Origin of the sequence: Myxococcus xanthus (assembly GCF_013116825.1) — a bacterium.
GTDB lineage: Bacteria > Myxococcota > Myxococcia > Myxococcales > Myxococcaceae > Myxococcus > Myxococcus xanthus_B.
The window spans coordinates 17,328-40,705 of the sequence record NZ_JABFNS010000019.1 but is presented as its reverse complement, the minus strand read 5'-3'; the positions used below and the strand labels follow the sequence as shown (position 1 = coordinate 40,705).

Below are 23,378 nucleotides of genomic sequence, written 5' to 3'. Positions count from 1 at the left end.
TCTTCCGGACTTGGGTCCGGTCGGGGGGGCGCCTAGCCTCTTCCACCTCGAGAGCAGGTGGGACCGGGGCAGATTCATCCGCCGACTTCAATGACGCCTAGCGAACACATCTCCGCGGACCGCAACCAGGAAAGGGCTTCCCAGTCCCGGGCGAGCATCCTGATGGTGGACGACCATCCGTCCAACCTGCTCGCGCTCGAGGCCATTCTCGAGCCGCTCGGGCAGGAGTTGGTGAAGGCCACCAGCGGTGAGGAGGCCCTCAAGTTCCTGCTCCAGCGCGACTTCGCCGTCATCCTGATGGACGTGCAGATGCCGGGGCTGGACGGCTTCCAGACGGCCACGCTCATCAAGCAGCGCGAGCGCACGCGCACCATCCCCATCATCTTCCTCACCGCGCTCAGCCGCGACGCGGCCCACGTCTTCAAGGGCTACGCGCACGGCGCGGTGGACTACCTGCTCAAGCCCTTCGACCCGGAGATCCTCCGCTCCAAGGTCAGCGTCTTCGTGGACCTGTTCCTGAAGGAGCAGCAGATTCAGCGGCAGGCGGTGCTGCTCCGGCAGCGCGAGCGCGAGGCGCTGGAGCGGCAGAGCGAGCTGCGCCACCTGCGGCTCACGGAGTCCTTGCCGGAGGTGATGTGGGCGGCGCGCTCGGACGGCAGCTTCACCTACGCCAACCGCGCCGCGCGGGACTACACGGGCATCCAAGCGGACCAGCCGCTGTCGCTCAACACCTTCCTGGAGTTCGTCCACCCGGTGGACCGCGAGGCCATGCGCGCCGCGTGGGTGCAGGCCATCCGCATGGGCCAGCGCGTGGAGCGCGAGTTCCGCCTGCGCCGCTTCGACGGTGTGTACCGCTGGCACCTGGCGCGCGCGGTGCCGGAGCGGGACGAGAATGGCCTGCTGGCCGGCTGGATTGCCGTGGCCACGGACATCGACGACAAGCGCCGGGCGGAGGAGGCGCTGGGGCGCTTCAAGGCGACGCTGGACGCGACGCTGGACTGCGTCCTCATGTTCTCCCCGGACTCGCTGACGCTCACCTACGCCAACGCGGGCGCGGCCAAGCAGCTGGCCAGCAGCACCGAGGAGCTGGTGGGCCTGTCGGTGCTGGAGGTAGAGAGCGCCTTCGACGAGGCCGGCTTCCGCAAGCTGCTGGCGCCGCTGGTGAGCGGCACGTTGCCCAGCCAGACGTACTCCACCAGCCACCGCAGGCGGGATGGCTCGGAGGTGCCGGTGGAGGTGGTGCTCCAGTACGTGGCGGCGGACGGCGGCCCCGGGCGCTTCATCTCCGTGGCGCGCGACATCACCGAGCGGCAGCGGGCGGAGACGGCGCTGCGGCTGGCCAGCGAGGCGAAGGACTCCTTCCTCGCGGCGGCCAGCCACGAGCTGCGCACGCCGCTGGCCGCGGCCAAGGGCCACGCGCACCTGGCGCTGCTGAAGCTGGGCGGTGAGACAGAGGCCGGGCCGGGCAAGTCGCTCAAAATCATCAACCGGCAAATCGACCGGATGGCCAAGCTGGTGGAGGACCTGCTGGACATCAGCCGGCTCCAGGCGGGGCGCCTGTCGTTGGAGCTGGAGCGGTTTGACTTGAGCCATCTGGTGCACGAGACGCGGGACCGCATGGCGGTGTTGTCGCAAGGCCATGAAATCCACGTCGAGGCGTCGGAGCAGCTCGAGGGGACGTGGGACCGGGGCCGGTTGGACCAGGTGCTCACGAACCTGCTGTCCAATGCGCTGCGCTACTCGCCCGAGGGCGGGCCCGTGTGGGTGCGGGTGCAGGGGGAGCGCGACGAGGGCGTCCACCTGTCGGTGACGGACACCGGCGTGGGAATCCCCAAGGAGAAGCAGGCGCTCATCTTCGAGCGCTTCGGCCGCGCGCACGGCAGCAAGTACGGCGGCCTGGGCCTGGGGCTCACCATCAGCCAGGGCATCGTGGAGCAGCACGGCGGCCGTATCTGGGTGGAGTCTCCGGGGGTGGCGGGCGGAGGTTCTACGTTCCACGTCTGGCTGCCGCGCGAGACGGAGGCGCCTACCGGCGGCGTGCATCCGGACGCGGCGACGCGCTCCACCAACTGAGCGCGTCCCTCGCGAAGCATCCCGGCGTCCGTGCAGTGGAAGGGCGCCGGGGGCTGTCCCCGTGACGCTCCGGCGCCTTTCGCGCTCAGGGCCCGGCTGGAGGGGAGAGGCTCAGCTCAGCCGCTCCGCCAGCTTCGTGTGGCCTTGCTGGCGGGCACGGTCCGCCGCGCTCTCTCCGTCCGCGTTGCGCAGCCGCGCATCGGCGGCGCCCGTCAGCAGCAGCTCGATGACCTCGGAGCTGGAGGATGCTCTGCACCGCGTCGTCGCGCTTGCTGGGCGGAACGTCGCCGGCTCGTTTGCGATCATCATTTCTCCGCCGCGCACCGCGGCGCGCGCCCTCGTCGGCGCGGTCCTCGCGAGCACCCTTCCTGGGCTCGGCCAACTGGTCCCGTAGTCGTTTCATTTCTGGATGATGCAAGGGGTCCAGTAGGCCCTTACACCCGTGTTGCGTAACGACGGGTACCCACACGAACGAGGAGCTGAGATGTCGAAGACCTTTACGCAGACGAAGGAGGAGCTGGTCGGAAAAGCGACGAAGCAGATGGACACCACCTTCGGCCAGGGTGGCTGGACCGTGCGTCAGAAGCTGGCGCTGACCTGCCGGATCTTGTTCGAGGGCGGTCACGACTCGGGGTTGGCCGGGCAGATCACCGCCCGCGCTACGGAGCCCGGCACCTACTACACGCAGCAGTTGGGCCTTGGGTTCGACGAAATCACCGCGTCGAACCTCCTGCTCGTCAACAGCGACCTCGAGGTCCTCGAAGGCAAAGGGATGGCCAACCCGGCGAACCGCTTCCACAGCTGGGTCTACGAGGCGCGGCCCGACGTCAACTGCATCATCCACACGCACCCGACGCACATTGTCGCGCTCTCCATGCTCGAGGTCCCCTTGCAGGTCTCGCACATGGATATGTGCCCCCTCTTCGATGACTGCGCCTTCCTGAAAGACTGGCCGGGGGTACCCGTCGGCAACGAGGAGGGCGAGCTCATCTCCAAGGCGCTCGGCTCCAAGCGCGCGCTCCTCCTCTCCCATCACGGTCAACTGGTGGCCGGCGACAGCATCGAGCAGGCGTGCGTGCTGGCCGAGCTCTTCGAGCGGGCGGCGCGCTTGCAACTCCTCGCCTCCGCGGCTGGCGACATCAAGCCCATACCGGAGAAGTTGGGAAAGGAGGCGCACGACTGGATCTTGCGGCCCACGCGCAGCGCGATCACGTTCGCCTACTTCGCGCGCCGAGTGTTGAAGAAGCACGGGGACGCCCTGGCTTGAGCCGCATGCACGCAAAACTGGACCCTTCGTTCTCTTTCTTCTGGAGGTCGTCGAGGGTCCAGTCGCGCGGTACACGAACGAACCGTGCGCAACGACGCGCACAGCACACTTGGAGACCAACATGACGGAGAACCGTTACACCGACATCGAGATGAGCCACGGGGCGGCGAGGGGGGCACGATGAGCGCGCTGCTTCGCGGTATCGTCGCGTACCCCATCACGCCGTTCACGTCGAAGGGACGTGTCGACGAGGTGCTCCTCGGCAAAATCGTTGACGACATGGTGAAGGCGGGTGTCCACGCCATCGCGCCGCTCGGCAGCACCGGCGTGCTGCCGTACCTCTCCGACGACGAACGGGAGCAGGTCGCGGAGCTCGTCATCAAGCGGGTTGCCGGGCGCGTCCCCACGCTCGTCGGCGTTTCGAGCCTCACCACCGAGCGCACCGTCCACCACGCGAAGCACGCCGAGAAGCTCGGTGCCAGCGCGGTGATGATCATCCCGATGAGCTACTGGAAGCTGAGCGACGCCGAGATCATCACCCACTACGACACGGTGGCGAAGAGCATCGCTATCCCCATCGCGGTCTACAACAACCCCGCAACGGGTGGCCTCGACCTGAGCCCCGACGTCATCGCGCGGCTACTGAAGATTCCGAACGTCACGATGGTCAAGGAGAGCACCGGCGACGTGAACCGCATGCAGCGCCTCGTCCAGCTCTGCGGAGAGGATGTCGCGTTCTACAATGGGAGCAACCCGCTCGCGTTGGCCGCCTTCGTGGCCGGTGCGCGCGGCTGGTGCACCGCGGCGCCCCACATCATCCCGAAGCTCAACATCGAGCTCTACGACGCCATCCAGCGGGGTGACGTCGCGGCGGCGCGTCAGAGCTTCTATCGGCAGCTTCCTTTCCTGCAATTCATCGTCGCTCACGGCCTCCCGCGCGCAATCTCGGCGGCGCTCGAGCTGCAGGGGATGTCTGTCGGGCCGCTTCGCGCGCCCATGCAGGCGCTCCCTGCTGAGCGTGTCGAGGAGCTCCGTCGAATCCTCGTCGGGCTCGAAGTGATTCCCGGCCAATGAGCATGGAGGGAACCTCCATCCTTGCCGCGGGCGCCTTGCTCGCGGTGGGGATGGCTTCCGGTGTCTGGAAGTGGCGCGCGATGGTGCGCAGTCCCGAACGACGCGCCCCGATGTACGTCGACATCTTGCATCGCGCGTCGCTCCTCTACGCGAGCGCGACGTTGGTGCTCGGTCATCTCGCGGCAGCGAGCGCGTTCCCTGCCCCGCTCAACCGGGGAGCGTTCTGGACGGCGTACTTCTATTTCGTAGTGACCCTCGTGGTGTACGCATTCCACGGTATGCGCCGGACCGAGCGCACGATGTTCACGCAGCGCAACCTCGTGACGGGGCCAGGGGTCGCGCTGCTCGTCGTCGGCGAGCTGGGCTCGACGCTCTTGCTGCTCGTGGGTGCAGCGCTCGGCGAGGGACGCGCGCCATGAGCAGGCCGCGGTGACGAGGCGGTCCGCCGTCACCGCGGAGGAGCGGTCAGCGCCCGAGAGGTGGCGGGCCAGCCGGCGGTGGCGGTGTCTGGAGATGGTTCGTTGAGAAGCTACCGTCGGAACCCATGAGCGGCCTTGCCTCGTGAAGCCCGCCTGCCGGCCGCTCCTCCAGCAAGGGGGAGGTAGGGCCGGGCAGGCGCCGCGGTGGGCGGCCTCCATGGGTGATTACCCTTCGCGCGACGTCAGCTCTTTCGCGTTGGGAGGCGCTCATGAAAGCCGTGGTGCTCAAGTCCTATGGAGACGTGGATGCGCTCGCCGTTCAAGACATGCCCGAGCCGAAGGTGGGGCCGGGCGAGGTGAAGGTCCGCGTCACCGCCGCGGGCATCAACCCCGTGGACTGGAAGATTCGCCGTGGGGACTTGAAGGCGAGGATGCCCGTGCAGTTCCCCACCATCCTCGGACGGGACGTGGCCGGCGAGGTCATGGAGGTGGGCCCGGGCGTCAGCGACTTCAAGCCGGGTGACCGCGTCATGGGCGTGGTGAACGCCGGCTACGCGGAGAAGGTCGTCGCGCCCGTGGAGTCCTGGGCGAAGGTCCCCGAGTCCATGGACCTGAAGGACGCCGCCGCGCTCCCCCTGGTCACGCTCACCGGCGTGCAACTGATGGAAGAGGCGGTGAACCCCAAGAAGGGGGACACGGTGCTCGTCATCGGCGCGCTGGGGGCGGTGGGCCGCGCCGCCGTCTTCGCGGCGAAGGCCCGGGGCGCGAAGGTGCTGGCCGGCGTGCGCGCCAACCAGAAGGCGGAGGCGCAGAAGCTGGGCGTGGACGGCGTCTTCGCGCTCGACGTCGCGGACGAGTTCTCCAAGCTGCCCATGCTGGACGCGGTGGCGGACACCGTGGGCGGCCAGGTGGTGGCCCGAGTGCTGGAGAAGGTGAAGCCCGGAGGCACCCTGGGCAGCGTCGTGGGGGAGCCTCCCGAGGCCAAGGGGCGGCAAATCACCGTGCGCGCCATCCTCTCTCACCCTGACTCGCGGCGCCTGACGCAACTGGGGCAGGCCGTCGCCAGGGGCGACCTGGTCATCCCCGTCAGCAAGCGCTTCCCGCTGGAGCAGGTGAAGGAAGCGCAGAAGCTCGCGGAGCAGGGGGGCGTGGGCAAGGTGCTGCTCGTCAACTGAGCGTCACTTCTCGCGCGTCAGCAACACGACCGCGCCCAGGATGGCGCCCATGGCCAGCCAGGCCGTGGGCGTCATCGTCTCGCCCGCCAGCAGGCCGCCCAGGAACACCGCCAGCACCGGGTTGACGTAGGCGTAGCTGGTGGCCAGCGACGGACGCGCGTTGCGCAGCAGGTAGCCATAGGCGCTGTAGCCCACCAGCGAGCCGAAGACGACGAGGTAGAAGAACGCGAGCACCGCCTTGGACGTGGGGATGACCGTGGGGCGTTCCCCAATCAGCAGGCTGAAGACCAGCATGATGACGCCACCGCACAGCATCTGCGCCGCGGTGGACATCAGCCCCTGGGGCATGGGCAGCCGGCGGCTCCACACCGAGCCCAGCGCCCAGCTCATGGGCGACACCAGCATCGCCAGCGTCGGCAGCAGTCCGCCGCCCACGTCACCGCCCAGGTTGAGCAGGACGATGCCGCCGAAGCCGACGGCCAGTCCCCAGCGCTCCGCGCGTCCGGGCCACTGGCCGAAGAGCCCCCCGAAGAGCGCCGTCCACAAGGGGAGGCTGCCCACCACCAGCGCGGCCACGCCCGACGGCACCGACTGCTGCGCGAAGACGAGCCCCCCGTTGCCCACGCCCAGCAGCAACAGTCCCACCAGCGCGCTGGCGCCCCACTGACGGGCCGTGGGCATGGGCGCCCCACGCAGCCACAGCACCGCGAAGAGCAGGGCGCCGGCGAGCACGAAGCGCACCCCTGACATCTGGAACGGCGGCATGCCGCCTTCCAGCGCCCACCGGATGGCCAGATAGGTGGAGCCCCAAATAATGTAAAGGGACAGGATGCTGGCGATGAGCCACCCGCGCTGGGGGCCACCGGGAAGGACGTCTCCGGAGGGCAGATTGACGGGGGCTGGCTGTGAAACGGGGAGCGGCGCGGCACGCGAGGCGAGCACGGCGCGGCTTGTATCGTTGGCGATTTTCGCCGGCCATGTGGGCATTGCCGCACCTCACAGCCGGGGCCTTCTCGGAGCAGTACAGTGGCGGGCACCGCGCTCGTGCGTCGGGGCGGCCGTCCGGCTGGCCGGAATGTGGGCGTCGGGAATGTCGCGCCGGGTCGCCCGTAGGGACAGTGCGGCTCCTGGATTGAATGCCCGGGGCCGCTTCCTTAGACTTTCCCAGGGAGCCAGGGCGGAGGTGCCGCCGCACCGTGGCTCCGGAGTGAGCGCCAGGGATGTCCGAAGAGCTGGGTGAGCGTGAGAAGGAAGTCCTCCGGGCGGTCGTCCAGGAGTACATCTCCACGGGCGGGCCGGTAGGCAGTCAGCAGCTCACCCGCAGGCCGGGGTTCGAGGTGTCCTCCGCCACCATGCGCAACGTGCTGGCGGACCTGGAGGAGCTGGGCTTCCTGGAGAAGCCCCACACGTCCGCGGGGCGTGTTCCCACCGACCAGGGCTACCGCTTCTACGTGGACACGCTGGTGAAGCTGAGGGACCCGACGCCCCGGGACCGGGAGCTCATCCACGCGGGGCTCGCGCACGAGGCCGACCTGGCGGAGATGCTGGGCGAGGCCAGCCGCATCCTCCACTCGCTGACGCGTCACGCGGGCGTGGTGGTGGCGCCGCGGCCGGAGTCGGCGGTGTTCCGGCGCATCGAGTTCGTCCGGCTGCGCGAGGACCGCGTGCTCGCCATCCTGGTGGGGCAGAGCGGCCAGGTGCACAACAAGGCGATTACCGTGGAGTTCCCCATCACCTCCGACGAGCTGCTCAAGGCGAGCAACTACCTGTCGGAGTTGCTGCGGGAGGTGCCGCTGGAGTCGGCGCGCGAGCGCATCCGCGCGGAGATGGACCAGGAGCAGGCGCTCTACAACGCGCTGACGGCCAAGGCGTTGAAGCTGGGCGCGGCGGCCACCGACCTGGCGTCCACGGAGCGGGTGCTCATCCAGGGCACGGGTTCCTTCTTTGAGCAGCCGGAGTTCGCGGACGTGGAGCGCATGCGCGCGCTCTTCAGGGCCCTGGATGAGAAGCACAAGCTGCTGTCGCTGCTGGACCGGGTGCAGGTGGCCAACGAGATGCAGATTTTCATCGGCGCGGAGAGCGACTTCTCCGCGGCCGGCGACGTCACCGTCATCGCCAGCCCCTACGGAAACCAGGAGCAGGTGCTGGGCACGGTGGGCGTCATCGGCCCCACGCGCATGGACTACCGGCGCGTGATTCCCCTGGTGAACTTCACCGCGCAGGTGCTGTCGCGCGTGCTGGAGAAGGTGTAGCGGGCCTCACTCCGCGCGGGTGACGAGCACCTCCTGCTCACCATTCGCGCGCCGGACGTGGAGCCGCACGGGCGTGCCGGGCGCGCCCCGGGTGCGGGACTCCGCCTCCGTGCTGTCGCGCACCACCTGGCCATCCACCGCCACCAGCCGGTCTCCCACGTTGACGCCCGCGCGCGCCGCGGGCCCGTCCGGCGTCAGCCACGCGAAGGCGACGTGGCCCCGGTCCTCACTGAAGCCCGCGCCCAGCGTGCCCGGCGTGGCCCGGCGCGGGGACACCGTGACGTCACCCACGTCGGTGGCCTCCGCCTCCGCCACCTTCACGGTGCGCGTCTCCACGCGGCCCTCCGGCGGCAGCAGCCGCACGGTGTGGATGCCCGGGCGCACGTCGCTCAGGCGGAAGCGTCCGTCCTGCCCGGTGAAGGCGTCCGAGCGCCCGCCCACGGCCTTGTCGAGGAACACCGCCACCCCTGGCGCGGGGCCGCCCCCCCGGCTCCACACCGCGCGCCCGGAGATGGACGCCACGCCGCCGGTGAGCGGCACCTCCACGTCCGAGGTACCCCCGGGCCGCAGCGTCACCTGGGCTTCGCCCGTGCGGCCGTCCTCGGTGCGCACCGTCACCTTCAGCGCCTGGGCGGGCGCGTCTGGAAGCAAGAAGGTGCTGCCCGCGAAGCGCCGCGTGGTGGGCCAGGCGCCGGCCCAGGGCAGGGCCTCACCGTTGGCCTCGAGCAGCTCCAGGGTGAAGCCCTCCGGAGCCGCGCCGCTGCCCGCCACCACGCGCCCGCGCAGGGTGGCCGCGGGCTCCAGCCGCACCGTGAGCGGCGCCTGGTCCTCATGCGCGGCGGGCAGCCGCCCCACGCGCCCCGCGTTGTGGGCCACCAGCTCCAGGGGCTGGGCGCCCTGGGGGCGCGGCGGCATGGAGAACTGGCCCGCCTCGTCCGCGCGCTCCTTGCGCGTCATGGGGAAGTCTCCGCCCTGGATGGCGGCCACGATGGCCAGCGGGCTGGGCACCCCGGAGGGCTCCAGCACGACGCCGGACAACACGGAGTCCTCCTTCAACAGCAGGTCCTGCCGCACGGCGCCGCCCGAGGGCACCGTCACGAACGGGTCGCTCTCCATGTGGAAGTAGATGGCGGGCGTCTGGTGGAGCAGCGCGACCAGTTGGTAGACGCCCGCGGGCAATTCCAGCTGGAACTGGCCCTGCGCATCCGTCTCCGTGGAGGCCGTGCCCGAGCCGCCCCGAGGCACGGCGTGGACCAGCGCGGGCTCGGTCAGCGGCCCGCCCGACGCGCGCGTCACCTGTCCCCACACGGAGCCGGAGTCCGCCAGGGTGAAGTCCGCGCGGGTGACGACTCCCGCCTTCAGCGTCTCCATGCGGGATGTCCACCGCTGCGAGCCCTCGCGCCGCGCGCGCACGGAGGTGGGCCCCGCCTCCAGCCCCTCCAGCTTCCAGGCGCCCTCGGCGTCGGTGAGCGCCGTGTGCGCCACGCCAGAGAAGGACGCCGGTTCGGCGCGCACCTGCGCGCCTCCCAGCGGCCGTCCCTCCGCGTCCACCACCAGGCCCTCCAGCGCCGCCGTCGCGGGCTCCAGCCGCACGTCCAGGGGCGTGTGGCCGCCCGGGTTCACCACCACGGCTTCGAACACACGGCCCGTCATCCCTGCCGCGCGCACCGTCACGTCGTACTCGCCGGGGGGGACGTCCATTCGCCACCCGCCATCGTCCACGGACGCCGCCCGGCCCAGCTCGCCCTGGCCGCCCGCGGGAGACGCCACCAGGATGGCCCCGCGCACCGGCGCGCCCTCCACCGTGGACACCGTGCCCGTCAGGCCACTGGCCGCGCCCAGCGTCACCACGAGCCCGCGCAGCGTCTCGCCCGGCGCGACGGACAGCGGCCCCGGCACGCGGCCCAGCTGGTCCCCGCGGCGCGCGGACACGACCCACGTCCCGGCGTTGACCTCCAGCGCGAAGCCGCCGCCTTCCCCGGTGGTGACGCGCACCGGCGCGGTGCCTCCCGCCGCCACCACCTCCGCGTCCGCGACGGGCTGACCCTTCGCGTCGACGACGAAGCCCTCCAGGGTGCTCGCGCCCCAGAGCCCCACGACGACTTCACCGGCCCGCGGCACCTGGAGCAGGCGCAAGGTGCGGCGGCTGAAGCCCGGCGCCTCGGCGGTGAGCTCGTAGCGTCCGGGCGCCAGCTGCGTGAAGGCGAAGCGGCCCTGGGCATCACTCGTCGTCTCCGCCGCTTCTTCCGGCAAGCCGGTGGGGGCCGCCCAGGCCGTGGGCGTCCCGGGGTAGGGCCGCAGCGTCAGTGAGGCGAGTGGCACCGGCTCCTCGCGCCCCTCCGCCATGGTGCGTCCACTCAGCGTCACGCCGCCGGGCAGGCGCAGCTCGACGGCCGTCTCCGCCTCGCCGAGCGGACGCGTGGCCTCCAGCCGCACGGGGCCGTGGCCCGGGGCATGCGCGGACAGCAGGTAGTCTCCGGGCGCCGCGGGCAGGCGGAGCACGCCGCCGTCCGTCGTGGTGCCCTCGCCCGCGCGGCGCCACGGCGTGGCCCCGGTGCCGTCCGCGCCCACCCGCAGGTAGGCCCGCACGCGCGCGCCCGTCACGGGCCCCTGGGGGTCCACCACGCGCACCACGAAGGCGCCCAGCTCGGCGTCGGGGGCGGTCTCCAGCGCCGGAGTGGGCGGCGGGCCGGCGCGGGACGGGGCGCCGCTGGTGGCGAGCGCTGGCGCGCTCAACGCCGCGGCCTCCGGGCGCGCGCCGGCGGGCGCCGCGGGGACGGGCATGCGGAACCACAGTAGCAGCACAGCCGCGATGGCCAGGCACAAGGCAATCAAGAAGGGGGTTCGATGGCGCACGAGCTCGGCCTCCCCCGCGTCCGGCCGTCGCCGTCGCGGCTGCCCACAGTGTAGGCCAGCCTCGCAGTGAACCGAAACTTCAGGAGGGCGCGGGCGCGTAGACGCGCAGGGCCGCGGGGGCCACTTCGAAGCGCATGGGCGTCTTGCCCACGAGCTCGCCGTCCGCGTTCACCTCCTGGACGGGGTCGGCCTCCACGTAGAGCCGCGCGGCGCGCAGGGCGGTGACGGCGGGGTGCTCCACGTGCTCGCCCGAGCGCAGGGACAGGGCCACCCGCATCAGCGTGGCGATGTCCTGGAGCTGGCCCAGGCCGGTGCCTTCGTGCCCCGACGCGGCGGAGGGCGCGGCGATGACGTAGATGTCCAGCCGCCGGTCATCCAGCCGGGCATCGGGCGCCACCATGTTTCCGGCGCCGTGGTAGAGGCCGTTGCCCACCACCAACTGGAGCACGTCCAGCGCCAGCTCCTGGTCATCCGCCTTCAACCGGATGTGGAAGGGGCGCAGGTCCTTCATCTCCGCCGCGGCCGCCACGGGGTAGGCCAGCTTGCCCGCGCGCTGCTTCAGCCGCTTCGTCAGCCGCTTGGCGATGCCGGTGGCCAGCCCCAGGCTGGCCGCGTTGAGGAAGGGGCGCCCATTGGCCAGACCCACGTCCACGCGGGCCATGTAGCCCTGGGCGATGACGTCACAGGCGGCTTCGAGGTCGGGCGGGATTCCCAGCGAGCGCGCGAAGTCGTTGCCAGTGCCCAACGGGAGGACGCCCAGCGTCACGTCGCGGCCCAGCAGCCGGACCACCGCGCGGCTCAGGGTGCCGTCGCCTCCTCCCACGATGAGGCGGCGGGTACCCCGCGCCACCATCCGCTCCACCACCGCGTCCAGCCGAACCGCTCGGGACAGCGCGTGGCATTCGACGATGGAGACGCCCCGCGCCACGAGTGTTTCCCTGGCGGTCTCGAAGGCCTCACGCCCTGAACGCGAGCGCGTATTCACCACCAACACCGCGGGGCCGTCATCCAGGACGGGCCTGCATGGGGGCTTGATGAGGGCGGGTTCCAGGGTGCCTCCTCTTTCGTGTCGCCCGCCAATTTGTGCACGCACTGTCCGTCCGGCCAGCGGGGCGCGAGGTGGTGTCGTGCGCGCATCCTCGCCGCGGGTCGCCCCGTGCTCCGGTGCATTCCTGATGTCGGGTGCCGCGTGGGCGTGCATGCGTGCGTCGGCGGATGAACAAGTCCATCCGGCTGCACGCTTCCGGATGAGTGGGTGACTGCCCACCTCAGCGCTGGAGCTGGCCCCATGCAGGTGTCAGTCAGGCCTGGAGAGCAAGTCGCATGGCACGAGGAAGCAAGGCGAAGTACACGACGAAGCAGAAGCGGATGGCCGAGCACATCGAAGAGGGCTACGAGAAACGCGGCGTCTCCGACGAGACGGCCGGGGCCCGGGCCTGGGCGACCGTGAACAAGCTCACGGGCGGCGGGATGAAGAAGGGCGGCTCGGGCAGCAAGGCCAAGGTCGCGCGCAGCCGTCCCCTGGCGCGGAAGAACGCACGCAAGGCGGGCCGCAAGGGAGGCAAGGCCACCGCCGCGAAGCGCGCCAGCACCCGCCGTCGTGCCACCACCGGCCGCACGCGCAAGCCCGCTGCTCGAGCCACGCGTTCGGGTTCCAAGTCCACCGCTGCTCGGAGCACCGCGGCCCGTCGCGCCACGGCCCGCCGCACCACCACCGCGAAGCGGCCTGCTTCCAAGTCCCGGAGCGGTGCGCGTCGCGGAACCAGCAGCCGCGGCTCGCGCAGCCGCACCCGCACCTAAGTACGCCGCCGCTTCCCCATCCCTCTCGCGGGGGGTGGGGAAGGGCGGGGGCGTGGCTTCAGCGCCGCTCGTCGTCCTTGGCCACCTGGCTGGCGCCGGACTCGTTCCAGGGCCATTCGCTCCGGGACGCCTCGTAGCGCGCGAGCAGCGCCGCCGGGTCCTTCACCAGCGTGCGGCAGCCCGCGGCGCGCAGGTCATCCGGAGGAAAGCCGCCCGCGAGAACGCCCACGGAGGGCAGGCTCGACTTGTTGGCGGCGAGCGCGTCATAGGGCGTGTCGCCCACGACGACCGTCACGTCCGCGGGAGGCTTGCCCAGCCGCGCCAGGGCGGCCTCGAAGATGTCCGGGTGGGGCTTGCTCTTGTCCACCTCGTCCGCGCTCGTCTTCGTCTCGAACAGGCCTTCGATGCCGCACAGCTTCACGTAGTGCTTCAGCTCCTGCTCTTTCGCGCTGGAGGCCAGCACGATGCGGATGCCGCCCGCGCGCAGCCGCTGGAAGAGCTCCCGTACCCGGGGGAAGGGACGCACCTTCGGCAGGAACTCGTCCAGGAACAGCTTGCCGCGGTATTCGTCCAGCTCCTTGCCGAAGCGCTCCACTTCCTCGTCGTTGAAGAAGACGGGGATGAGCTGGTCGGCGCCCTTGCCAATCTGGCTGCGCACGTGCGCGAACGGGATGTCCCGGCCGAAGTGAAGGAAGGCGCGCCGCCATGCCTCGGCGTGCTCGTCCACCGAATCCACCAGGGTTCCATCCACGTCGAAGATGACGTTTTCCACCATGTGCCTTGTCCCTCGGCCTCGAAGGTGGGGATGCCGAGGGTGGCGGTCAACCGTCCGTGGGCTGGGTGGCGGGGGGGGACTCCACCAGTGTCCGCGTCTGTACGTCGTAGCCTTCGGGGGCGGTGAGGGTGAAGCCGTCGTTGGGCAGGGCCGCGTTCAGCTCCACGCGCGTGAGCACCGTCTCGCCTACGCGCTTGCCTCCCTGCCACCGGCCAAGGCGCTTGGGCACGCACAGCGACAAGGCCGCGTCGCAGTGCTCCTCCTCCACGCGCTCCTCGGCCGCGGCGCCGTCCGGTGAGACGGTGCGCCGGCCCAGGAAGTCCAGCTGGGGCCAGCGCAGCACGTAGACCATCTCCAGTCCCGCGGCGTCACCGTCCAGCTTCTGCACCAGCTCCACCGCCTGCGGCGCCAGCGGGTGCGTGGCGCGGCGGACCGTCGCGTGGCTCAGCAAGAGCGGCGTCCGGAAGCCCTCCGGCATGAAGGGGTGGAACGTCTCCGACAGGAAGCCGGCGAGCTTCGCGGGCGGCAGCGCCGAGGTGAAGGTTGTGAAGCGCTTCTCCCCGTCGAGCTGCTGGAAGAAGTGCGCGCCGTCCCACGCGAAGGTGCGCGAGGCGGGCGGGCCCAGCGTGCCACGCAGGCGCTGCGGCGCGCGGTATTCGAAGGTGAACGTCACCGGCTCCAGCCCCGCGTCCTGCACGGTGCCGGCGATGCGGTAGCTCTTCAGCTTCGCTTCGCGGGTGGCGAGCCCGGCTTTGACTTCGGGCAGCAATGTGGCCGCGTCATCGCCGCCCTTCTTGGGGCAGCCGGTGAGGGCCGTCAGGGCACACAACAGGAGGAGGCGTTCACGCATGGGAGGGCACAAAAGCAAGAAGGCCCGCCTGTCGCCAGGGGGCCTTCCGCATGAACCGCGCGGCTTGCGCGGTGTGGACTACTTGACCGCCACGCCCACGGCGCTGGAGCTGGTCACGCCGATGATGGTGCCGGCCAGCGCGTAGATGCCGTGACGGGGCGTGGTGCCCGCGGTCAGCAGCTCCACCTTGGAGGCGCCCATGGCCTTGGCCTCGGCGATGAGCAGCTTGTTGATGACGGTGTCGAGGTCGCTCTGCACGATGTCGACGATGTGGAAGATGGCGGTCAGGCCCAGGGCGTTGGCCTGAACAACGGCCACGGCCTCACCGTTGGAGGCGATCTCCGTGCCGGAGACAACGGCGCTCTCAACGCTGGTGCAGGCAACCATGCTGCTGGCGGCAACGGCGGACAGGACGAGCTTCTTCATGTTCTTTCCCCTCTTGAATTGGATGCTTGTGTGGCGGCCGGACGCCTTGGAGAGCAACCGGCCGTTGTCTTGAGGCCTTCAAGCGGGCGGGGTCGTAGCAGATGTCGACTCCATGTCAAGGTCCGTCCGAGACACTTGCTATCGCTCCGGTTGGGCGGCTGCGCGTTGCAATGCACATCTCCTCTTGCTAGCCAACCTCGAGGCTCCCTTCATGGACACCGTCTCCGCTGCCCGCCCCGCGCCGCGTTACTGGGTGCACCTGTTGCTCCTGGTGCTGACGGTAGGGACCACCTTCACCTCGTACCTGCTCTACTTCCATTTCCAGCGGCCCTACTCACTGGGAGAGGTGTCTCCCGAAGCGGCCTTCCGCGCGCTGGCCTTCAGCCTGTCGCTGTTGGCCATCCTGGGGACCCATGAGATGGGGCACTACGTGTTGGCGCGCTGGCACCGGGTTGAAACATCCCTGCCATATTTCATCCCGCTGCCGGTGCTAGGCGTGGGCACGCTGGGCGCCGTCATCCGCATCCGCGACCGCATCCCGAACCGCAACGCCCTGGTGGACATTGGCGCGGCGGGACCGCTCGCGGGGTTGGCGGTGGCCATGCCCATCCTCTTCTGGGGGCTGGCTCACTCCACCGTGGTGGACGCGCAGGACATCCCGTCCACCCTCTTCCCGGGGGACGGCTCGTTGTGGGCCATTGGCCGGGACGTCTTCTCCTGGGTGATGGACCGCATCACCCACGCGCCGCCCGCGCCGGAGACGCCCTTCAATGGCGTGCAGACGCTCTTCGGCGACAGCCTGTTGATGCAGGGCCTGACGCGCCTGGCCCTGGGGCCGCTTCCGGAGGGCAAGGACATCCTGGTCCATCCGGTGGTCATCGCTGGCTGGTTCGGGCTGCTCGTCACGCTGCTGAACCTGATGCCCGTGGGGCAGCTCGACGGCGGGCACCTGGCCTATGCGCTGTGGGGCCGGCGCGCGCACTGGGTGGGCCGCGCGGTGGCGTTGGTGCTGTTGGTGCTCACCCTTTTCGTCACCGCGTCCTGGGGCTTGTGGCTGCTGGTGACGAGCAAGCTGGTAGGCTTCGGCCACCCGGAGGTGGTGGAACCCCAGGAGCCGCTCAGCCCACTGCGGAAGTGGATCTGCGCGCTGTGCCTGCTGGCACTCATCGGCTGCGCCATGCCCATTCCCCTGCGCCAGGTGATGACATGAAGTTCCAGTGTGACGCGTGCGAGCGGCTCGTGCCGCTGGAGACCTACCGGACGGAGGCTGGGGGACTCGTGGTGACGTGTGGTCGCTGCGGCGCGGACAGCCGCGTGGGCCCGCCGGTCACCACCGCGCCGCGAACGGAGGTGCCGGTTGCTTCCGCCGCGGGGGCGTCGCCGTCGGTGCCGGTGGTGCCGCCCTCCGAAAGCTGGAGCGCTTCCGCGCCAGTGACGCCGGCCCTGCGGGTGGTGCGTTCGGAGTCGGCGCCGCTGACGGACGACGCGCTCTTCGAGCCGCCCCCTGGCGTCTGTCCCAAGTGCGTGGCGCCCCGGCGCGAGGAGGCCCTGTCCTGCCCGCAGTGCGGGCTCGTCTACGTCAACTACCAGCCCGAGGAGCATCCCCTGTCGGACGTGCTGGCGGACGCGTGGCGCACGCTGGCGGCGCGCTGGGAGGACTGGGACGCCCATGACCGGCTGATGACGCTGGCGGTGGGGCGGGGCGAGCTGGCCATGGCGGGACGGCTGTACCGGATCCGCCTGGCGCGTGCGCCCGACGATGCCGTCGCCCGGCGGGGCCGTGATGAGGTGGTGCGCAGGGCCACCCTGGTGGTGCCGTCATCGGTGGAGCCCGCCGGAACCCCCAGCGTCGTCCGGCGCCTGAAGACGGTGGCGGTGGGGGTGGGCTTCATCGTGGTGCTGGTGCTGGCCGTGCTCGTCTTCCAGCACCTGCGCACGTTGAGCGCGGGGTACTGAGCGCCGGGCTGTCCGGGGGCTGTGCCGCCGAGGGCGGTGCGGCTCGCTGGCGGAGGAGCAGGCGGCCACCCGGGCCAGGCGGCGCGGCCGCGGCCGGAAACGCGCTTGAAACGGCGGTCGCTGCTATTTTGTCCGGCCGCTTCCCGTCTCCCCCTCGGTGCCGATGTCGCTCTCCGTCTCCACCCCTCCGTCCGTCGACAGCCTGCTCGGTCCGGGAGGCGCGCTCGAGGTCGCGTTGCCCGCGTACGAGCACCGCCCGGAGCAGCTTCAGATGGCGCGCGCCGTGGAGCGGGCCTTCGCCGAGCACAGCTACCTGCTGGCCGAGGCGGGGACCGGCACGGGCAAGACGCTCGCCTACCTGGTGCCCGCGCTGCTGTCGGGACGCCGGGTGGTCGTGTCCACGGCCACGAAGACCTTGCAGGACCAGATTTTCTTCAAGGACCTGCCGCTGATGCGGGAGAAGATGGGCCTGCGCTTCGAGGCCGCGTACCTCAAGGGCCGCAGCAACTACCTCTGCCTGCACCGCTATGACGCCTTCTCCAAGGAGCCGCAGTTCGGCTCGCGCGAGGAGTCGCGCTACTGGCCCAAGCTGAAGGCGTGGGCGGAGGAGACGGACACCGGCGACCGCAGCGAGCTGGACCTGCCCGAGTCCTTCAGCGCCTGGTCGCGCCTGTCCACCACGTCCGAGACGTGCGTGGGCACCCGGTGTCCGCAGTACGAGACGTGCTTCGTCACGCGCATGCGCAAGCGCGCGGAGCAAGCGGACCTGCTGGTGGTCAACCACCACCTCTTCTTCGCGGACCTGGCGCTGCGCAGCTCCGGCAAGCGCACCGAGGGCGTGCTGCCCTGGTACGAGGCCGTCATCTTCGACGAGGCCCATGCGCTGGAAGACGCGGCCAGCGGCCACTTCGGTTGCAGCGTGTCCAACTACCGGCTGGAGGAGCTGGCGCGGGACGCGGTGGCGTCGCTGAAGGAGGACGACGCCCGCCACGCCATGCTGCGCGCGCTGGCGGCCCGGTTGCGCGCGGGGGCGGATGCGCTCTTCGCGCAGGCGCCCCGGGCGCTGGGGCTGTCCGGCCACGAGGCCTCCGTGGCGCTGCGCGCGGAGGTCATGGCGAAGCTGTCCACGCCGCTGGAGGGCGTGCGTGACGCGCTGGCCGCGTTGTCCGCCTTCACGGTGGGCGAGCGCGAGCCGGAGCTGGCCGCCATCACCCGCCGCTCGGACGAGATGGAGGAGCAGCTCTCCTTCCTGGAGAAGGCCGAGTCCTCGGACCACGTCTACTGGGCGGAGCAGCGGGGCAAGGGCCTCTTCCTGCGCGCCAGCCCCATCGACGTGGCGAAGGAGCTGCGCGAGCGGATGTACGGCGCGCTGGACACGGTGGTGTACACGTCCGCGACGTTGGCGGCCGACAGCCGCTTCGACTTCTTCGCCAACCGCATGGGCCTGTACGGCGAGGACGGCCAGCCGGTGACGCGCGTGCGGACGCTGGCGGTGCCCAGCCCCTTCGACTACCCGTCCCAGGCGGCGCTGTACCTGCCCACGCACCTGCCGGACCCGTCCGCGCCGGGCTTCATCGAGGAGGCGGCGGAGGAGATTGAACGCCTCTGCGAAGTCACGGGTGGGCGCGCCTTCGTGCTCTTCACGTCCCTGCGCAACATGGTGCGGGCTTATGAGCTGGTGGCGCCCCGGTTGCCCTATCAGTCGCTGCTGCAAGGCGAGCGCCCCAAGCAGCAGCTGCTGGAGGCCTTCCGCGAGACGCCGAGCGTCCTCTTCGCGGCGCACAGCTTCTGGGAGGGCGTCGACGTGCCGGGCGACGCGCTGAGCCTGGTCATCATCGACCGGCTCCCCTTCGCGTCGCCAGGAGACCCGCTGGTGGCCGCGCGCATCAATCAGCTCCAGCAGCGAGGCGAGGAGCCCTTCGAGCAGTACCAGCTCCCGCACGCGGCGCTGGCGCTGCGGCAGGGCTTCGGCCGGCTCATCCGCACGCAGTCGGACCGGGGCATCGTGGCGATGCTGGACCGGCGCATCGTGACGAAGGCGTATGGCCGGGTGTTCCTCGACAGCCTCCCGCCCGCGCGCCGCATGGAGGACGTGGTGTCGCTGAGCCGCTGGTTCAACGGCCCGGTGCGGCCGGTGCGCACCATCCGCTGAGCCTCAGGGCGCGTCGCGCAGCCGCAGGCCGATGCGCGCCAGCAGGGGCGGGCCCAACGTGTCCACCCCGGCGCGGCCCGCGAGGTACTCGCGGTCGAAGAGGTTCTCCACCGCGCCGAAGACGTGCAGCTTCCAGAAGAGGCGGCGGCTGGCGGACACGTCCACCACGGCGTAGCCGCCCATGGGGCGCTCGTTGAGGTCGTCCTCGAACTGAGCGCCCGTCACGCGAAGCTGCACCGTGGCCGTCACGATGTCGGGGTCGTGGAAGGTGAGGATGGCGGTGCCCCGGTGTCGTGGGTCCTGGGCGAGCTGCTTGCCCACCAGCCCGGGCTGCCCGGGCGAGCGCGTCACGACAGGGTCCACGAAGGTGTACGCGAGCAGCGCCGTCCACTGGCGCGCCAGTTTCCAGTCCACGCTCGCCTCCACGCCGCGCACCCGCGCCTGTCCCAGGTTCTCCCGCTGGCGCGAGGCGCCATCCGGAAGCGGCTGCTCCAGCGTGACGTTGGTGATGGGGTCATCGAGCACGTTCCAGAAGCCCGTCACGCGCGTGGTGAGGCCCAGCGAGGAGGACTCGGCTTCCACGCCGGCCTCGGCGCCCCACAGTCGCTCCGCGCCCAGGTGGGCGTTGGCGGCGGTGAGGAGGGTGCCCACCTGGAAGGGGCGGTACAGCTCGTTGAGCGTGGGGGCGCGGAACGCACGGTAGGCGGAGGCGCGCAGGGTGAGCCCCTCCAGCGGACGCACTCGCAGGCCCAATCGCGGGCTGAGCTGCTGCTCGGTGCGGTCGTCGAAGCGCGTCGTGTCCACCGCGCCATTGGCGCGCTGCAGACGCTGCTCACCGTCCTGGTTGCGCCACACGTCCATCCGGAGCGCGGCGCTGAGCTCCAGGGTGGGCGATGGCGTGTAGAGGTCCTCGATGAAGACACCGCCGGACAGTTGGGTGCCTCCGGTGTCGCGCAGGCGGAGGGAGGTCTCCGAGGGCGCGGGCGGGAAGAGCTGCTCCCGGGACGTGCCCGCCATGCGGCGCGCATCCAGGCCGGCGGTGAGGACGTGCGTGCCCAGGGCTGTCCAGGACGGGCTGGTCCAGACGAGGGACGCGCCCTGGTCGTTGGCGGGTACGTCCTGGCTGGCGGCCAGCGCCTCGGAAGAGCGGTCCTGGGGGATGCGCGCGCGGTCCTGTTCGAAGCGCTGCACGCGGCCGAAGAGGTCCAGCGTGAAGGTGCCGCTGTCCGCGGTGCGCAGCCGTGCGCCCGCGCCGAAGTGCGCCAGCGCCACGCGCGCGGTGGTGAGCCGGGTGCCGCCGTTCTGGTCCTCGCGGAAGAGACCGGCGCGGGCGGAGAGGGTGAGCGCATCGGTGGCATCCACTTCGACGCGCCCGTTGAGGACGGCATGGCGGCTGGGCGTGTCCGCGTCGATGGCGCCGCGCTGGGCGGCACTGACGATGGGATAGCCGTCGCTGTCGAGCAGCTCTGCCTCCAGCGAGGCGCGGACGGGCCCCCACATCTCCGCCCCGCGTGCCGCGAGCATGCCCGTCTGCGCGTTGCCATAGGTGGCATCCGCGTCGAGCTGCGTTCCGGTGATGTCGCGTGACACGAGCTGCACGACGCCGCCGAGCGCGCCGCTGCCGTAGAGGGCGGAGCCTCCGCTGGGGACGACCTCGATGCGCTCGAGACCGAGCCGTGGCAGCGAGCGCCAGAAAATCCAGCCACCGAACGGGTCGTTGACGGGAATGCCGTCGAGCAGCACGAGGCTGCGCGCCACGCCCGAAGGCGCGAGCCCGCGCAGGTTGAGTCCCTGCGCCGTCGGGTCGGAGACGAGGCTGGGCGTGCGGCGGAAGGTGGCGGCGGAGGGCACGGTGCGGACCAGCGAGTCCTGCGTCAGCGTGGGGCTCCGGTCGATTTCCGGGCGGGGGAGGACCGTGGTGGTGGCGGGCACGTCCCTCGCTGGCCGGGGGCGCCGCGAGCCCGTGACGACGGTCCGCCCAGCGTCAGCGTCCGCTGCCTCCGTCCGCTCCCGCGTGGGCGCATCCGTTGGCGGCTGCCCGTTCGTGTCGGGAACCTCCTGGGGGCCAGGCGCTGGTGCCGCCATCACCGTGGAGGAAGCGAGGGCCCAGAGCAGGGGCGCGAGCGCCCGGATGCGGCGCACGCGAGGGCTCCGATGCGTCACGAGGAGGTCGGGCATCGACACCCGCTCTAACAGCCCGACGCCCTGGTTCCTGGTCGTCGGGCGGATGATGTCGCCGAAGGCGGCGACTGTCCGTCCGATGCTGAACGCACGCCCCAAGCCCGGCTGCGTCATCCGCCGGCGCGGTTGCCCGCTACGTCCCGCACGGTGAGCACGGCGGCGTCCACCTCCGCCAGGATGCGACGCGCGTGCCGCAGGAAGGCCTCGCCCGCGGGGAGCAGGCGCATGCCACCCCGGGTCCGCTCGAAGAGGCGCGCTCCGAGTTCGTCCTCGAGCGCCTGGATGTGGCGGCTGAGCGGCGGCTGCGTCAGGTGCAGGCGACGCGCGGCCCGGCCCACGTTGCACTCCTCGGCAACGGCGACGAAGGACTGGATGTGCGTAAGGCTCACGTCCGCCACTCTAGCGCTGTCGGCCATACCGAAACAGCATTGGACGCCAGGCACCCTGGACCTCACCTTGGCGGCCATGAGCATTTCCTTGTTCAAGGGCACGGACGTCGAACGTCTGCGCCGAGCGAGTCAGGCCGCCGCCGGTACGCTGGCTTTCGTTGCCTCGAAGCTGACCCCCGGTGTCACCACGGCGGACATCGACCAGTGGGTTCGCGAGGACACGGCGCGCCGGGGCGGCAAGCCCAGTCAGTTGGGGTTCAAGGGCTACCCGGCCACCGTCTGTACCAGCCGCAACCACATCGTCTGTCACGGCATCCCGAACGCAGGCGAGCAACTGGTCCGTGGGGACATCATCAACGTGGACGTGACGACGTGCCTGGACGGCTTCCATGGGGACACCTCCGCGACCTTCCTCATTGGCGAGGTGTCCGAAGACGCGCGTCGCATCGTGGACGTGGCGCGCCGGTGCCGTGATGCGGGCATCGCCGTCGTCCGCCATGGCGCGCGGCTGGGGGACATCGGCGCGGCCATCGAGGAGCTGGCGAAGAAGGAGGGCTGCAGCGTGGTGGAGGAGTTCGGCGGGCATGGCATCGGCCACCAGATGCATGGTCCGCCCACCGTTCCCCATACCGGCAAGCGAGGCTCGGGCATCAAGCTGCGCTCGGGCATGGTCCTCACCGTGGAGCCCATGGTCAACCTGGGACGGCCGGACATCCGCATTCTGGCCGACGGTTGGACGGTGGTGACGGAGGACGGCAGCCTGTCCGCGCAGTTCGAGCACACCATCCTGGTGACCCCTGAGGGCTGCGAAGTGCTCACCCAGCCCGAGCTCGCCCTCTCGCTCGAAATCGCCTGCTGAACGCTTCCCCGCCCTGGGAGGGCGGGCAGGCGGCCGTGCCTGCCATGGGCCCTCGGGGTGCCTACCCTTGGAGGACGAGGGCAGGAGGCCGCGCGATGAAGAAGGAGATGCTGTTGTACGAACTGCACCCGGCACTGGTGCACATGCCACTGGCCTTGCTTCCCACGGCGGCGGTGGCGGACCTCATCTCGGTGACGACAGGCGACGGCGCCTGGGCCCGGGTGGCGCGTCGTATCTGGGTGGCTGGCTCCATTGGCGGCCTGCTCGCGGGCGTGTCGGGACTGGCGGCCAGCCAGGAGGTCCGGCTGGAGACGCCGCGTGCCCGGGACATGACGTTCCTGCATGGCGTGGGCAACGCCTCCGTGCTGCTCGGCGCCTTGGGGGTGACGGTGTGGCGGCTGCGGCGCGAGCCCTCCGCGGCCACCGTGGCGCTGGGGCTGGGCGCCTGTGGGCTGGCGCTCGGCACGGCGGCGCTCGGCGGAAAGATGGTCTACGAGCTGGGCGTGGGACAGCCCGCTTCAATGCGCGATGCGAACGCCCCCGCGTTGCTGTCGTGCGCCGCGCCGCTGCTGCTGGTGCGTGACGCGCTTCGTGGAGTGCAGTGGCTGGTGACGCGTGCGCGTGAGGTGCTCGCCGGTGGGCGTCCGCTCGCGAAGGGCGCCGCGGGCACGACGCCTGAGGACGAGTCGCGCACGATGCCCTCGCCCGTCGCCGTATTCCACGGCCCGGGCCGTCCCATGCCTCAGGCGTAATGCCCGCCCTTCCGGCGTCCACGTCATGACACTACGGCGTGACGTGGATACCCCTGCACAGACTGCTGCGAGGTGGGTTTGCCGTCCCCGGTTGAATGGCGCTAGAGCTGCGCGCCAGCGAG

Annotated in this window: 21 protein-coding genes; 12 read left to right on the top strand and 9 right to left on the bottom strand. The window is 70.9% G+C overall.

Features of this window, described 5'->3' with window-relative positions; all coding sequences use genetic code 11:
* Positions 1 to 90: 90 nt before the first annotated feature.
* Entirely contained in the window at positions 91 to 2,073 is a 1,983-nt protein-coding gene (locus HNV26_RS07855; protein ID WP_171441459.1) for a hybrid sensor histidine kinase/response regulator, read from the top strand.
* Positions 2,074 to 2,184: 111 nt separating this feature from the next.
* On the opposite strand, the gene HNV26_RS38235 is transcribed toward HNV26_RS07855, so the two are convergent.
* Positions 2,185 to 2,382, bottom strand: coding sequence for a hypothetical protein (locus HNV26_RS38235; protein WP_253816335.1), 198 nt, complete (start codon positions 2,380 to 2,382; stop codon positions 2,185 to 2,187).
* A 175-nt stretch (positions 2,383 to 2,557) separates the two neighbouring features.
* Here HNV26_RS38235 and HNV26_RS07845 point away from each other — a divergent pair, with 175 nt between their 5' ends.
* The 4 genes from HNV26_RS07845 (at position 2,558) to HNV26_RS07830 (ending at position 6,008) form a co-directional block, all read left to right on the top strand.
* A complete protein-coding gene (locus HNV26_RS07845; protein ID WP_171441487.1) occupies positions 2,558 to 3,340 on the top strand; it encodes an aldolase in 783 nt (260 codons plus the stop codon).
* A gap of 180 nt (positions 3,341 to 3,520) precedes the next feature.
* The gene (locus HNV26_RS07840; RefSeq protein ID WP_171441458.1) at positions 3,521 to 4,414 is read left to right on the top strand and encodes a dihydrodipicolinate synthase family protein; all 894 of its coding nucleotides are present in this window, start codon (positions 3,521 to 3,523) and stop codon (positions 4,412 to 4,414) included.
* Positions 4,411 to 4,833: a hypothetical protein gene (locus HNV26_RS07835; protein ID WP_171441457.1), complete on the top strand. Its 423-nt coding sequence runs from the start codon at positions 4,411 to 4,413 to the stop codon at positions 4,831 to 4,833. The genes HNV26_RS07840 and HNV26_RS07835 overlap by 4 nt, the downstream gene beginning before the upstream one ends.
* Positions 4,834 to 5,102: 269 nt before the next feature.
* Positions 5,103 to 6,008 (top strand): NADP-dependent oxidoreductase, encoded by a 906-nt coding sequence (locus HNV26_RS07830; RefSeq protein WP_171441456.1) that lies wholly within the window; start codon positions 5,103 to 5,105, stop codon positions 6,006 to 6,008.
* A 3-nt stretch (positions 6,009 to 6,011) separates the two neighbouring features.
* Here the strand turns inward: HNV26_RS07830 and yedA are convergent, their stop codons facing one another.
* The gene (gene yedA / locus HNV26_RS07825; RefSeq protein ID WP_171441455.1) at positions 6,012 to 6,995 is read right to left on the bottom strand and encodes a drug/metabolite exporter YedA; all 984 of its coding nucleotides are present in this window, start codon (positions 6,993 to 6,995) and stop codon (positions 6,012 to 6,014) included.
* 233 nt (positions 6,996 to 7,228) lie between these two features.
* Between yedA and hrcA the strand changes: the two genes are divergently transcribed.
* Positions 7,229 to 8,260, top strand: coding sequence for a heat-inducible transcriptional repressor HrcA (hrcA, locus tag HNV26_RS07820; RefSeq protein ID WP_090487989.1), 1,032 nt, complete (start codon positions 7,229 to 7,231; stop codon positions 8,258 to 8,260).
* Between the two features lie 6 nt (positions 8,261 to 8,266).
* On the opposite strand, the gene HNV26_RS07815 is transcribed toward hrcA, so the two are convergent.
* Entirely contained in the window at positions 8,267 to 11,116 is a 2,850-nt protein-coding gene (locus tag HNV26_RS07815) for a carboxypeptidase regulatory-like domain-containing protein (RefSeq protein WP_171441454.1), read from the bottom strand.
* Between the two features lie 79 nt (positions 11,117 to 11,195).
* Positions 11,196 to 12,101, bottom strand: a complete 906-nt coding sequence (locus HNV26_RS07810) for a lipid kinase (protein ID WP_436410033.1) — start codon at positions 12,099 to 12,101, stop codon at positions 11,196 to 11,198.
* Positions 12,102 to 12,439: 338 nt separating this feature from the next.
* Here HNV26_RS07810 and HNV26_RS07805 point away from each other — a divergent pair, with 338 nt between their 5' ends.
* The gene (locus HNV26_RS07805) at positions 12,440 to 12,916 is read left to right on the top strand and encodes a transcriptional regulator (RefSeq protein WP_171441453.1); all 477 of its coding nucleotides are present in this window, start codon (positions 12,440 to 12,442) and stop codon (positions 12,914 to 12,916) included.
* A gap of 58 nt (positions 12,917 to 12,974) precedes the next feature.
* Here HNV26_RS07805 and HNV26_RS07800 read toward each other — a convergent pair whose 3' ends face one another.
* The 3 genes from HNV26_RS07800 to HNV26_RS07790 all read right to left on the bottom strand — a co-directional run bounded on the left by HNV26_RS07800 (position 12,975) and on the right by HNV26_RS07790 (position 14,967).
* Positions 12,975 to 13,691: an HAD family hydrolase gene (locus tag HNV26_RS07800; protein ID WP_171441452.1), complete on the bottom strand. Its 717-nt coding sequence runs from the start codon at positions 13,689 to 13,691 to the stop codon at positions 12,975 to 12,977.
* Positions 13,692 to 13,737: 46 nt separating this feature from the next.
* Positions 13,738 to 14,541, bottom strand: coding sequence for a hypothetical protein (locus HNV26_RS07795; RefSeq protein ID WP_171441451.1), 804 nt, complete (start codon positions 14,539 to 14,541; stop codon positions 13,738 to 13,740).
* A 78-nt stretch (positions 14,542 to 14,619) separates the two neighbouring features.
* Complete coding sequence (locus HNV26_RS07790) at positions 14,620 to 14,967, bottom strand: hypothetical protein (protein WP_140868372.1); 348 nt, start codon at positions 14,965 to 14,967, stop codon at positions 14,620 to 14,622.
* Positions 14,968 to 15,178: 211 nt separating this feature from the next.
* Here HNV26_RS07790 and HNV26_RS07785 point away from each other — a divergent pair, with 211 nt between their 5' ends.
* The 3 genes from HNV26_RS07785 to yoaA all read left to right on the top strand — a co-directional run bounded on the left by HNV26_RS07785 (position 15,179) and on the right by yoaA (position 19,075).
* On the top strand, positions 15,179 to 16,177 hold the full coding sequence (locus HNV26_RS07785; protein ID WP_171441450.1) for a site-2 protease family protein: 999 nt from the start codon (positions 15,179 to 15,181) through the stop codon (positions 16,175 to 16,177).
* A complete protein-coding gene (locus HNV26_RS07780; protein WP_171441449.1) occupies positions 16,174 to 16,923 on the top strand; it encodes a hypothetical protein in 750 nt (249 codons plus the stop codon). Before HNV26_RS07785 ends, HNV26_RS07780 begins: the two co-directional genes overlap by 4 nt.
* Before the next feature lie 163 nt (positions 16,924 to 17,086).
* A complete protein-coding gene (yoaA, locus tag HNV26_RS07775) occupies positions 17,087 to 19,075 on the top strand; it encodes a DNA repair helicase YoaA (protein ID WP_140868363.1) in 1,989 nt (662 codons plus the stop codon).
* 3 nt (positions 19,076 to 19,078) lie between these two features.
* Here yoaA and HNV26_RS07770 read toward each other — a convergent pair whose 3' ends face one another.
* Both HNV26_RS07770 and HNV26_RS07765 read right to left on the bottom strand, forming a co-directional pair.
* Complete coding sequence (locus HNV26_RS07770) at positions 19,079 to 21,370, bottom strand: TonB-dependent receptor (RefSeq protein ID WP_171441448.1); 2,292 nt, start codon at positions 21,368 to 21,370, stop codon at positions 19,079 to 19,081.
* A complete protein-coding gene (locus tag HNV26_RS07765; protein WP_090488753.1) occupies positions 21,367 to 21,645 on the bottom strand; it encodes a LysR family transcriptional regulator in 279 nt (92 codons plus the stop codon). The genes HNV26_RS07770 and HNV26_RS07765 overlap by 4 nt, the downstream gene beginning before the upstream one ends.
* A 76-nt stretch (positions 21,646 to 21,721) precedes the next feature.
* On the opposite strand from HNV26_RS07765, the gene map reads away from it, so the two are divergent.
* Complete coding sequence (gene map / locus HNV26_RS07760) at positions 21,722 to 22,504, top strand: type I methionyl aminopeptidase (protein WP_171441447.1); 783 nt, start codon at positions 21,722 to 21,724, stop codon at positions 22,502 to 22,504.
* Positions 22,505 to 22,599: 95 nt separating this feature from the next.
* On the top strand, positions 22,600 to 23,256 hold the full coding sequence (locus HNV26_RS07755; RefSeq protein ID WP_216611893.1) for a DUF2231 domain-containing protein: 657 nt from the start codon (positions 22,600 to 22,602) through the stop codon (positions 23,254 to 23,256).
* The last annotated feature ends 122 nt before the right edge of the window (positions 23,257 to 23,378 follow it).